Origin of the sequence: Candidatus Magnetaquiglobus chichijimensis (genome assembly GCF_045865675.1) — a bacterium.
Taxonomy (GTDB): domain Bacteria; phylum Pseudomonadota; class Magnetococcia; order Magnetococcales; family Magnetaquicoccaceae; genus Magnetaquiglobus; species Magnetaquiglobus chichijimensis.
Genome location: NZ_BAAFGK010000004.1, coordinates 1217653 through 1229762 on the forward strand (window position 1 = coordinate 1217653; position 12110 = coordinate 1229762).

7 protein-coding genes, 1 tRNA gene and 1 pseudogene are annotated in these 12110 nt (G+C 57.8%); 6 read left to right on the forward strand and 3 right to left on the reverse strand.

Annotated elements, in window-relative coordinates; all coding sequences use genetic code 11:
• The first annotated feature begins 8 nt into the window (after positions 1-8).
• Together ACOY6C_RS09565 and ACOY6C_RS09570 are read left to right on the forward strand one after the other, a co-directional pair.
• Positions 9-770, forward strand: a complete 762-nt coding sequence (locus ACOY6C_RS09565; protein ID WP_420905245.1) for an electron transfer flavoprotein subunit beta/FixA family protein — start codon at positions 9-11, stop codon at positions 768-770.
• On the forward strand, positions 758-1705 hold the full coding sequence (locus tag ACOY6C_RS09570) for an electron transfer flavoprotein subunit alpha/FixB family protein (protein ID WP_420905246.1): 948 nt from the start codon (positions 758-760) through the stop codon (positions 1703-1705). The genes ACOY6C_RS09565 and ACOY6C_RS09570 overlap by 13 nt, the downstream gene beginning before the upstream one ends.
• A 53-nt stretch (positions 1706-1758) precedes the next feature.
• Here ACOY6C_RS09570 and ACOY6C_RS09575 read toward each other — a convergent pair whose 3' ends face one another.
• Positions 1759-3717, reverse strand: coding sequence for a TolC family protein (locus ACOY6C_RS09575; RefSeq protein ID WP_420905247.1), 1959 nt, complete (start codon positions 3715-3717; stop codon positions 1759-1761).
• Between the two features lie 460 nt (positions 3718-4177).
• Between ACOY6C_RS09575 and ACOY6C_RS09580 the strand changes: the two genes are divergently transcribed.
• The 4 genes from ACOY6C_RS09580 to ACOY6C_RS09595 all read left to right on the forward strand — a co-directional run bounded on the left by ACOY6C_RS09580 (position 4178) and on the right by ACOY6C_RS09595 (position 11333).
• The gene (locus tag ACOY6C_RS09580; RefSeq protein ID WP_420905248.1) at positions 4178-5344 is read left to right on the forward strand and encodes a response regulator; all 1167 of its coding nucleotides are present in this window, start codon (positions 4178-4180) and stop codon (positions 5342-5344) included.
• 218 nt (positions 5345-5562) lie between these two features.
• A tRNA-Val gene (locus ACOY6C_RS09585) sits at positions 5563-5637 on the forward strand.
• Between the two features lie 387 nt (positions 5638-6024).
• Entirely contained in the window at positions 6025-6444 is a 420-nt protein-coding gene (locus ACOY6C_RS09590; RefSeq protein ID WP_420905249.1) for a CCDC90 family protein, read from the forward strand.
• Between the two features lie 236 nt (positions 6445-6680).
• Positions 6681-11333, forward strand: a complete 4653-nt coding sequence (locus tag ACOY6C_RS09595; protein WP_420905250.1) for a hypothetical protein — start codon at positions 6681-6683, stop codon at positions 11331-11333.
• Between the two features lie 101 nt (positions 11334-11434).
• Here ACOY6C_RS09595 and ACOY6C_RS09600 read toward each other — a convergent pair whose 3' ends face one another.
• Both ACOY6C_RS09600 and ACOY6C_RS09605 read right to left on the reverse strand, forming a co-directional pair.
• Positions 11435-11566, reverse strand: coding sequence for a transposase domain-containing protein (locus tag ACOY6C_RS09600; RefSeq protein ID WP_420906114.1), 132 nt, complete (start codon positions 11564-11566; stop codon positions 11435-11437).
• A pseudogene (locus tag ACOY6C_RS09605) lies at positions 11549-12004 on the reverse strand (IS66 family transposase); the annotation flags it as partial. The pseudogene ACOY6C_RS09605 and the gene ACOY6C_RS09600, both read right to left, overlap by 18 nt.
• Positions 12005-12110: the final 106 nt, after the last annotated feature.

The following is a 12110-nucleotide window of genomic DNA, read 5'->3' on the forward strand; positions in this document are numbered from 1 at the left end:
CCGGAAACATGATCGTCCTGGTGGCGATCAAACCCCTCGCGGATCCGCTGGTGCCGGTGCGGATCCGCGCGGATGGCCGGGGACTCGAACCGTCGGACGCCCGACTGGTGATCAACCCCGTGGACGAAAACGGCCTGGAGGCGGCGCTGCGACTCAAGGAGCAAGGCGCCGCCTCCACGGTGATCGCCGTGGCCATCGGTCCGGAAAGCTGGGACGGGAGCCTCAAGACCACCCTGGCCCTGGGCGTGGATCGGGCGATGCGCATCGCGGCGCCGGACGATCTCGATCCCCTGCCCGTGGCCCGATTGCTCGCCGCCGCGACCCGGAAAGAGGGCGCCTCGCTCCTCATCACCGGTCGCCAGGCGGTGGATCGGGATCAGGGGGTGGTGGGCCTGATGACCGCCGGCCTGCTCGGCTGGAGCCAGATTGCCTTCGTCTCGGCCATCGATGCGGTGGATGGGACATCCATCACCCTCTCCCGCGATCTCGACCACGGTCGGGAAACCCGCCAGGCCGCTCTGCCCGCCGTGCTCAGCGTGGACCCGCGCCTCAACACCCCCCGTTACGCCAGTCTGCCCGCCATCATGCGCGCCCGCGCCAAACCGGTGGAACGCCTCGACCCGGAATCCCTCGGCGTGGCGCTGACCAGCGATCTCGAATGGCTTGAATGGCTCCCTCCCAAATCGCGTCCGCCGGGGGTGCGCGTGAACGATGTCGCCGGGCTGGCCGAACGTCTCAAGGCCGGCGGTTGGATGCCATGTCCGTCCTGATTCTCGTCGATCCGCTTCCCGGTGACGCCGAAGAGAACCGCGTCGCCCGCCTGGTCGGTGCGGCCAGAGGGTTGCCGGGTCCGGTCGCGCTGCTGGTGATCGATGCCGAAGAGGGTCCGCGCTGCCAGCGCCTCGCCACCCTCGACGGGGTGTCCCAACTGCTCCGTCTCGCCCCCGCCGCGCCCGATCAACCGCCGGAACCCGAAGCGCTGGCCGAATGGCTGACAGCCCGCCATGCCGAACATACCGCCATCCTGGCCGCCGCCTCCCCGTTCGGCGCCGAGATCATCCCGCGCGTCGGCGGTCTTCTGGGCATCACCCCGCTCACCGGGGTGGTCGGAATCGGCCCGGACCACACCTTCATCCGCCCCACCCACGCCGGCGCGGCGCTGGCGCGAATCCGTTCCCGATCCGCCTTGAAACTGCTGACCGTGCAACCGTGGGCCTTCGCCCCGGTCGCCACCGGGACAACACCCGCGCCGGTCCGTGCCGTCGGGGCGCTGGCGGGTTCGGGACTCTCCCGTTCCCTCGGCGTCACGACGATTCAACGCCCGCCGGGACAGCCGGAGCTGACCGGAGCGCGCATCGTGGTGGCCGGGGGGGCCGGTTTGGAGAAGGGGCGGGATTTTCAACCGGTGGAAGCGCTGGCCGCCGCGCTCGGCGGGGCGGTCGGGGCCAGTCGGGGAGCCGTGGATGCCGGTCTGGCCCCGGCAGACCGCCAGATCGGCCAGACCGGCCATGTGATCGCGCCGGAACTCTACATCGGCCTGGGGATCTCCGGCGCGGTGCAGCATCTGGCCGGCATCAAGGCCGCAGGGTGCATCGTGTCGATCAATACCGACCCCGGCGCCCCGCTCTCCAGCGTGGCCGATCTGTCGCTGGTCGCCGACGCCCGCGAAGCGGTGCCGGCCTTGATCCGGGCGTTGCAGGCGTAAGGAAAGCGTCGCTCACCGGATCCGGGCGTGGCGGGCACAACCTCCGTCCCGCGTTACTCGATCAACCTCTCGAGCGCGTCGGAGAACTCCCTGGCCACCGCATCGCTCTCCCGCCCCCGATGCAACACCGGCACCCATCCCACCTGCGCGCCGATGCGCCGGTTGACCAGGGTCATCGCCTCGCGAAGTTGACCGTGGGTATCGAACGGCCCCACCAGAAGACGAACCATCTCCCGATCGTCCGGTGAGAGAACCCGCTCCGACCAACTGGGAATGCCCGACTTCTTGAGCGCCTGAATCCGTTTTTCCAACGACTCCGCATCGCCGAAGGTACCCACATGCACCATGTACGCCCCGGAGTCATCCAGGGGTGGCAACCCCTTGGCCAGCGCTCCGTCCGGTTTGTTGGCGACCATGAACACCCCGACCATGCGCGGCGTCTCGCGGGTGGGCTTGGGATCGTGCAGCTCGGCCAGGGGACGCGCCTGGTGACCGTGGGTGACCGCAGGCGCGGCCCGGTCGGCGGCCAACTCCTCCAGCAGCAGGGCCACCCCCTCCTCCACCTCACCCGACGCGCGCTCCCCCAGATCGGCCAGCATCTGCTCGTGGGCCATGCGGATCATCTCGTCGCGTCCGCTTTCGGTGGCACGCACCGATTCGACATGGCTTCCGTCGCGGGAGGGGGTGGTCGCCTGCAAACTGCGTCCCAAGGCCTTCCACAGCCGCGCCACGGCCAACTGGGCCTGATAGCGGTGCCGGACCAGATTGGTGCGCAGGGTGTGGACCTCGAATTGGGAGTCGAGCACATCTGTCAGGGTTCGGGTGCCGGCGTGAAAGCTCTCCACCAGACCGGCGGCGGCCTTTTCGCTGAATGACAGGGCCTGCTCCAGGGAGGCGATGGCCGCCTTGTTGTTCTTGAGATCGAAACGGGCCTCCTCCATCTCGCGACGGGCCAGGGTGCGCAGCCGGTCGAGTTCGCTCATGGCGGCCTCCTTGAGCGCCTGGGCCTCACGGGTCCGGCTCACGGTCTCCAGACCGTTGAAGATCGGCACGTTCATCACCAGACTGACCGAATGGGCCCGCTCGTCCTCCTTGACCGAGCGTCCCGTGGAGCCGCCCAACTCCGCGTCCCAGGTATGGCTGACCGTGTAGTTGAAATCGACGGTCGGCAGATGGGCGGAACGTTCGATCTTCTCGCTCGTGGCGCTCTCTTGCAGACGGGCGCGGGCAGCCCAGATCTCGGGACGGTCCTCGATCCACTTCCACACATGGGCATCCAGATCCTTCGGCTCCTCCCAGGTCAAATCGGGCAGAGCCAGATCCGGATCCGGATTGGCGCCCACCACCTCGCGGAAAAAGGCGGTCTCCTTCTCCAGGGTGTTGATGGCGTCCTGAAGATTGGCCTTGGCCTGATGGGCGCGGGAGGCGGCCTGTTGCACATCGGTTTCAGTCGATTCCCCGGCGTTCATGCGCAGGGTGTTCTCATCGAGGTGATGCTGGGTGATCTTGATGTATTGACGCGCCAGATCGTAAACCCCCTTGGCTTCGAGCCAGTTGGCGCTGACCGTGGCCACCCGCAGGGCGATATCCTGGCGCATGGCCATCAGGTCGGCAAAGGCCCCTTCGATGCGATGATCGCTCTGGGAGTAACCCAGCCAGGAGGGGGCGTTGACGATTCTCTGATCCACGGTGAGCGCCACGGTGCGCGGATCGGCGTGCTGGGAGGTGCCCAGACTCTTGTAGTGGGTCCCTTCGCGCAGCACGTCCACGGCGCGGACATTGACCTGGGGCAGCAGGCGCGCCAGACTCTTGGGATTGGACTCCCGCGCGGCGCGCAGCAGGGCCTCGGAGCGCTGGATCTGGGGATTGCGCGCCTGGGCGGTATCGACCGCGCGCCAGAAGGCCGCCACATCGGCCCGCGCGAAGCCCGCCGGCAACCAGAGCAGCAGAAACAGCACGGTTCCGGTCACGAACCGTTCCAGATTCCCAGGATATACAGACCGATCCGACATGGCATCCAATCCTTGACGATGATCTCCGTTTCCGAAAGCAGACGACACAACCGCCGCCGCATGACACGCCTCCGTTGAGGGCATATCGTCCGATTGATCTGGCAACCTGAGCGGTATTTCCCGACAGAAGGCCTCCGCCACCGGAACGCCACCGACCCGACGCCCCGTGAGACCGGCCACTTCCCAGGCGACTGGCGCGAACGAAAAACCGATGCAGGCATTTGCACTTCCACCTGGAGTGGTTTAGGCTCTTGACACGATCACTCAGGAAATCACCCCAGACACGCCACCCGGAGACGCATGGTTTGCCAAACCGCCCTCCGGATGGATATCCCAGGCGGGCAGAGATTGACAAATCGTATCGAAATAGCTACAATCATTGTGGTTTTTTCATGTTTCCCTGAAACCGGACCATCCGCGCGCGCCGGATCGCCAGTCTGAACGAGGATCTCCTGGTACGATGAACGCCGAATCTCAATTGCTGGAACGGGCCACGGTACTGGTGGTGGACGACACCCCGGACAACCTTTCCTTGATGAGCGGCCTGTTGAAGGACCATTACAAGGTCAAGGTGGCCAACAACGGAGAACGGGCCCTGCGGATCGCCAAATCGGAGAACCCGCCGGATCTGATCCTTCTGGACATCATGATGCCCGGCATGGATGGCTACGAGGTGTGCCGGCAGTTGAAAGAGGATCCGACCACCCGCGACATTCCGGTGATCTTTCTGACCGCCAAGGCCGAGGTCGAAGACGAACGCAAAGGGTTGGAACTGGGCGCGGTGGACTATCTGACCAAGCCGGTCAGCCCCCCGATCGTCATGGTACGGGTGAGAAACCATCTGGCGCTCAAGGCGTCGGCGGACTTTCTGCGCAATCAGAACGACTTTCTCGAGCAGGAGGTGGTCAAGCGGACCCGCGAGGTGACGGCGATTCAGGATGTGACCATCCTGGCCATGGCATCCCTGGCGGAAACCCGCGATTCGGATACCGGCAATCACATCCGTCGCACCCAATATTACGTCAAGGCCCTGGCCGAACATCTGCGCGGTCATCCACGCTTCGCATCGATCCTGAACGACAACTCCATCAAGCTGCTGTTCAAATCCGCCCCCCTGCACGACATCGGCAAGGTGGGCATTCCGGATCGCATCCTTCTCAAGCCGGGTCGTTTCACGCCGGACGAATTCGAGATCATGAAGTCCCATACCACCCTGGGACGCGACGCCATCGAACACGCCGAGCAGCAACTGGGGATGAGCGTGGAGTTTCTCTCCATGGCCAAGGAGATCGCCTATGGCCATCAGGAGAAGTGGGACGGCTCCGGTTATCCGCGCGGTCTGGCCGGGGATGCCATTCCCTGGTCGGCGCGCCTGATGGCGATCGCGGATGTCTACGATGCGTTGATCAGCCGTCGGGTCTACAAGGAAGGAATGCCGCACGAAAAGGCGGTGGGGATCATGATCGAGGGGCGCGGTACCCATTTCGATCCGGATGCCCTGGATGCGTTCCTGGCATTGCAGGAACAGTTTCGTTCCATCGCGGCCACGTATGCCGACTCCGATTCGGACATGGCGCACAAAAAGGCGCAACTGGACCGGCTCACCGCCCCCTCGGGAGCAGGCTGACCCCATCCCTTCGGCGTTCCAGGAACCGGATCGCCAGGCCAACCCGATCGTCCGGATGCGGGATTGGAACCGGATCGCCAGACCAACCCGATCGTCCGGGTTTGCATGAAAGCCACAAAATTACCATTGACACGCATGCCCGAACCCGCCTATCATTCGGGTTCTGCACGGATGGAGACGAGTCGGCTTTCTCTCGACTCCCACTCCCAACCGCATGCGGGCGGCTAGCTCAGCGGGAGAGCACTGCCTTCACACGGCAGGGGTCACAGGTTCAATCCCTGTGCCGCCCACCAATCAAACAGTTACCGTGGAACTCCCGCCAGGGAGATCCATGGCAAGGGGGTGAGAGTGTTATCCCCCCATCATGCAAGTTACGGCCACCTTTCGGGTGGCCGTTTTTGTTTCAGCAATCCAACAGCCATCATCTGGAAAAAATCGGAGCGTTTATCGAAACACCGACCTATCCAAAACCATGGCCAGCCCCTCCCCTTCCAGAATGAATGCCTCCACGTTTCCGAATGATCGGCAGTCACAACAAAAACCGGGACTGCTCCCGACCTCATTCCTCCCCTTGGCGGTGTCCACCGTCCCTGGCCAGGAAACAAGGATTCATGGTGGACGGAATTGGACCGGATCGGATAGAGTATTCAGGAATCCCTATCCTGCCAGGAGATGAAGCCATGAGCACCGCCATTGCCTTCGACACCTATGCCTATGTCCGCAAACTTCGGGATGCCGGGGTGGATGAAGCCCAGGCCGCCATACAGGCCGAAGCTCTCGTTGCTTTAGTGGAAGATCGTCTTGCCACCAAACAGGATGTCGCCATGCTTCAAAGGGATTTGGCAGAGGATGACAACGCCTTGCGCAGGGAGTTGGCCATGGTGAAAGCCGATCTGCAACGGGATATCGAAACCAGCAAGGTCGATCTGAAACGCGACCTCAAGGAACTTGAACTCCGCATGGTGATCAAGACAGGCGCCATGATCATCGGTGGAATCGGCGTGCTGTTCGGACTCATGCGGGTATGGCCACTCCCGGTTCAGTACGTTGCCCCCCCTGGCCAGGAAATACGCCTTCCCGCCCCACTCCCGGCGCGGTGATGTGGGTGGCGAAACATCTTTCAGGGTGAAAAACTCCTTGCAACTCATATACGGCAGAGGTGAATACGAATTTCGACTCTTCCGGCGGAAGCGTACCTGAGGGGGTGAGATCACCCAAGCAGAACTGGCGTGGTCTTATGCAATAAGATTACTTTAATAAACGTTTAACACAATCAATACTTATTAGCCGGATACGTAACGCATAGATGGTCTCTTTCTGGTAGGAGTCTAATGGAATGGTCTACACGACTACTGAATCCCGTCTCAATAGATTGAAAGAAATCTTGCAGAAAGAGGTCACGCCTGGAGACTTTGAGAATTTGACAGCGGCGTTGCTCAGCAAACTTCTGGGGGTCTCAATTGCAATTGCGAAGTCCGGCTTTCAGCACGGTGGAGATGCTGGTCCGTCTGGTCGCCAGGAGCGGCGATTTCGTATCGAAACCAAACGGTACGAGGACAAAAACCACCTTAGCGGCCGCGAATTGTTGGGTGAAGTCGATCACGCCAAATTCAGAGATCCTGCCATTGAGGCATGGTTTCTGGCAGCAACCCGCAACGTGCCCGAGCAACTCGAACAAGATCTGCAAAGGAAGAGTGATGAACTCGGACTTCCAATCGTCGTGATTGATTGGAAGCCAGCCGGGTTTCCGGCTCTTGCGGCTCTCTGCACTTCATCTCCAAACGTTCTCAGAACAATGGTTTCGGAAGAAGCTGAGAAGCTAGCGAGCGACTTGGTGCCAGACGGATCTGCAGCCCTTGTGTCGCTAAAACGCGACCTTGAAAGCTGGAATCTTGGCTTTGAGAAACTGCGCACTCAGTCCCTTGAGCGATTGACCACCATCTGGAACAACCCCAGAACATCCATGGCAGTGTTTGGCCAAAACGCTTCTGGTGGAAACCACCATGGCACCATCCGCCGACAGCGAAGTTTCAAGGATTTATCAGCATGGTGGGCTGATCGGTCTGCGATTGATGCGCCAGCAGTCGTAACCGGTTGGGAGGGGGTTGGAAAGACTTGGGCAGTACTCGATTGGTTGAACGATCGGCAAGGAGAATTGCCCATTGTCCTGGTTGTTCCAGCGAGTGCGGTTGCGGGTATGATAAATAGTTCACACGTTATCATAAAAGAATTTATTGGTAAGCACCTCTACGAACTAACCGAGGTACGAGACCCCAAACACTGGCAGATGCGTTTTGATCGACTGTTGAAGCGGCCCCTTGACGAGGGGCCCATACTTACCCTTCTTTTTGACGGAATGAACCAAGAACCGTCTGTGCCGTGGTCCCGACTCATCTCCATTTTCCAGGACGAACCGTTCTCTGGCCATGTCAGACTCATTTTGACCACCCGCAAATTGTATTTTATAGAAAAACTATCATCACTTCATGGGCTGGTAGAATCATCGATAGAAATCCCAGTTGATATCTATGACGATGCGCCAGGGGGTGAACTTGATCAGCGACTTCAAGTCGAAGGACTCACCCGAAACGACTTGCATGATGACCTGATCGCTTTGGCACGAACACCACGCCTTTTCAACCTGGTTGTTCGTTTTCGCGATCGATTCGTGGATGCGGGTCAAGTTACCGTACATCGGTTGCTGTGGGAGTATGGCCGGGATTCCTTCGGTATCCGAGCGAACGGCAATTCGTTCAGCGAGGAGGAGTGGCATGGTTGGCTTTTGCAGGTGGCGAAGCGACATAAAAATAGCATGCGTCGATATGATTCACGTGAACTCATTGCCACAGTCAACCGGGGTGACTTGACGCCAGACGACATCTCCCGTCGCTTGAGTGAGATTATTGATGCAAAACAATTCACCAATCCCACGTCTAAGGGACAGTTCGAACTCACGTCAACTCTCGTCGCCCACGCATTGGCCTGCGCCCTGCTTGTCGATCTGATCGACCAGAATCTTACCGATTACGAAGCAGTTGATCGTTGTCTTTCTGCATGGTTTGATCCTATCGGTGGGTTGGATGAAAAAGCGGAGATTCTCAGGGCAGCAGTCTCGATTCAGATTGAACAGGAGAGTACCGCTCCTGTTATCCTTTCCGGCCTTGTTTGTGAGTGGCTGCGTTCGCAAAACATTCCTGATGGGCACCGCAGCGAACTGACTCGAATTGCGATCCCACTTTGCGATGCCTTGCTGGATGTCATTGAACGGATTGATGCCGGAACGCACGAGTTGGCCCGATTTATGGCAGTAAATGCTTTGCGCGCTGTTCCCCGCACAAACACAACCATTCTTGCAAAGATCGTAGATCGGGCGACCGATTGGTTACGTGTCGTCTCTCGAGATGTGGATCCAAGAGACGCGAATTCGGATCAGGCCCGCGCGCAACGTTTTTTGATGCGGATTGGGTTTGATGAAGACAGAAAAAGCATTGTGCTCGGTCAGCCGTTGGTGTTTGTGGAGAATCGTCGCAACACTGCAACCACAACCATTCCATCCTTGCTCGAGGGGTTTCCTCTTGTGCCAGCACAGGCTGTCTTCGAAGCCGCCGCATTGCATAAGGCAATCCGGCGACTCGAAGAATTTTGGGATGGCCTCGAATGGCTCTGTCTGCTCAACGACGTTGACTTCGATGCAACCGCAGAGATGCTACGGGCGAGAGCAGATGAAGTTGTTGCATTGATTCCAGAAATCGGCGTGCACGTCGAACTATCCCATCGCGTGGCAGCGTTGATGTTATGGTTATCGGGAAACGAGGCAAACGAAACCGCTGCAGAGGATATAAATCCTTCACTCGATCAACAATTTTCTTACGAACGAGACTATTTGTCAAATCCAGCCCAGAGTTGGTTCACTCTGGAGCGACGCCACGCAGAACAGGTTTTGAATGATAAATCTCTGACGATTCACAGAAGAATTAACCGAACCGAGCACTTTTTTTTCGACCCGACTTTTATCCCTCCATCCGATTTTTGCACGGAACTCCGCGAGGCTGCGACCGCCTTCGACGTGTCATCCCTGGATACCTGTCTGTCAAATACGCATGAGGATCATGCCTTCGAAACTCTCGTACCCGTACTCGCCCGTTGTGCACCAGATTTGCTAGCCAGTCTCATTCGCAAAAAGCTGATTGGTTTTTCAATGAGAAGCGCCGGACAACGCCAAGCCAGTGCACGTTGCGCTACTACGCATCTCCTGCTCGCAAACGATGAATGTGCCAAGGCGGCATGTACTCTTAGAACGAATTTTCGAGAAACCGATGAAAACAATGAAGCTTATGTTGCAAATCATTTTCTCATGCTCGAAATCCAGGCGCTGGAAGCATTGGATCAAATACAGAAAATTGTCAATGCTGAGCTTAAATATATCTTTAACGATATCGCTTACCTTTTGAAGCCCCTATCCCCTGAGGACACCAGCAGGCTTGTTCATTGCTATGTCAACAGGGATAAAAAACAAATCTCCGGTTTGGTCTGCTTGCTCTCAGAGTCTGCACACGAGTTAGACGAAGATACTTGGCAATGGCTGGCAACACTCGCGATGGATAAGGAGCTCTCTGCCCGGAACGTCATTTTCAAGATGCTCAATACTGCTGATTCACATCGCTTCGGTCGTTTGCTTATGGATACCGGTTGGAAATGGGAGCCCCATGAAGACGTATTGTGCAACCATTATGGATCGCTTGCCCTAATCGCATATACCTCCAGCCTTCCATTTGAGCAAAATATCTCATTAATCGCACCATGGCTTCTGTTGAAGGCAATCGTGCAGAGAGGAGAATCGGCAGGCGATGCGCAACTCGCGGCTGACATCTTCAGTGCGATTTTGTTTAGTCCTAAAACAGAGGCACCCGATTTGGGATCCGACATTTCCATTAAGATCGAAAAACGCAAGGCCGATCCCTCCTGTTACACAATTACGGTGAGACCGGATTATGACGTTGATTTATATACCAAATTGCGTACCGCTTTGGACCCAGAGAAGCAACTTGAAATCCGAAAGCGAGCCTTCGATACAGCCGTGAGTCGCATCAAGTCCGCGCAAGCGTCAGGTGCAAGCCTCTACCTTCGTAATCTCGATGCATCAGATTTTAAGCCAATCATTGAACATGTTCCATCTACGATTGAGCAATGGATGGAAGGTGCAGCTACGGTTACCTTTGACTTCAGGCGTCGTGCAAGTTTTTCTGAAGGATTTTACTTGGCACTTTGCGAGGCACTGTTGTCTTTTTCTCCAGAACAGGGTGCGATTTTGTGGCATGCGCTAAGGAAGACGTTAGCAACACGCTATTTAGGAATAGCTAAAATCGATGAGATGATTCATATGCTTTTTCGTTCACCCAATGTACCTGAGCCACTACGAAATGAACTACTCAGCCTCACTCAGATAAACTCAGATCAAGGATTGTTCGAACTGGCCATCGTGGCCAGCATTCATGGTGAACAGGATTGGCTAAATCGCATAATCACCGATGACCTGAATTCCGAAGTCGTTTGGCGCACACAGCGAGCTGGTAAACTGACTGGCTTCTCACCAGGCAACACCTTACCAGTTCCGGGAGCCTGGCCCGATGGGCAGGCTGTAGACCTGCACACCTCCAGGCAGAGGAAAATAGCAACGTGGAAACATAATGAATATTGTTCCAGACATTGGTGGAATGTCTATTGGCAAGCAGGATCAGACGAGGAAGCCTACGCAGCCTGGGTGCTATTTCTGGAGACTGCCGACCGACGTGCCTATCAGTGGATGTTTTCTGAAGAAGAATCATTCTATAGTGCGAATCCTTCTTTCCAAAGGAGAATGAATCACTTTAACTTGAATAAGAGCAAATTAGAATCAAAAATTCATAAACAAGAAGAGGGGTTGGATAGCCATTTTTTGGATCGAAAGATTGTCAATGGAATTGGACCGTGGGGGAAGGTAATTGACTGATGTGTAAGCGCTCAAACAACCCCATCATCCCCGTGCTTGACTTTTCGGGTCATGTCCGGGTTCAGGTTCCAGGACAGGAGGGCGTCGTAGTCGTCAGCGGTTTACGATGTTGGGATGCGTTCCAGGGTGTGGTGCAGCCAGGTGAAGGGTTCCAGGCCGTTGGCCTTGGCGGTTTCGATGAGGCTGTAGAGGTTGGCCGAAGCCTTGGCACCCGCGATCGAGTCGCAAAACAGCCAGTTCTTCCGGCCCACCACGAAGGGACGGATGGCGTTTTCCGCGCTGTTGTTATCGATCTCCAAGGCGACCATCCTCAATGTAGCGTACCAGAATTGGCCGTGCAGATAACCCAGAGCGCGCCCCAAGGCCGAGGAGGGCGGCACCTTGGGGAGCAGATCCAACATCCAGGTCTCAAGTTTCGTCAGGATCGGCGGCACCTCTTTCTGACGGGTCCGCAGGCGTTGTTCCGGTGATGCGCAAGCTTCCCTGAGTCTCTTCTCGATGCCATACAACTTGGCTGTTCAGACTACGGCGACGTCGGCTTTGGCCGTTTTGCCGCCCACCTTGCCCGCCTCGATAAATTTCCGTCGGGCATGCGACCAGCAGGCCAGATGCTCCACATCCGGTTGCGATACCACGGCCAGACAGCCATCGTAGCCATCGGTCTGCAACCAACCCTTGAAGCCGAGACCCCGGGCACCTGTCCGGAGCGGCTCTTGTCGTAATCGAACAGGACTCCCCCAGCCACCGCTTCCAGTGGCAGAACCCCTTCACCTCCAG

What these genes read in the sequence shown, in the direction of transcription:
- ACOY6C_RS09565 (WP_420905245.1), top strand. Translation starts at nt 9, where the DNA reads ATGATCGTCCTGGTGGCGATCAAACCCCTCGCGGATCCGCTGGTGCCG.
- ACOY6C_RS09570 (WP_420905246.1), top strand. Translation starts at nt 758, where the DNA reads ATGTCCGTCCTGATTCTCGTCGATCCGCTTCCCGGTGACGCCGAAGAG.
- ACOY6C_RS09575 (WP_420905247.1), bottom strand. Translation starts at nt 3,717, where the DNA reads ATGTCGGATCGGTCTGTATATCCTGGGAATCTGGAACGGTTCGTGACC.
- ACOY6C_RS09580 (WP_420905248.1), top strand. Translation starts at nt 4,178, where the DNA reads ATGAACGCCGAATCTCAATTGCTGGAACGGGCCACGGTACTGGTGGTG.
- ACOY6C_RS09590 (WP_420905249.1), top strand. Translation starts at nt 6,025, where the DNA reads ATGAGCACCGCCATTGCCTTCGACACCTATGCCTATGTCCGCAAACTT.
- ACOY6C_RS09595 (WP_420905250.1), top strand. Translation starts at nt 6,681, where the DNA reads ATGGTCTACACGACTACTGAATCCCGTCTCAATAGATTGAAAGAAATC.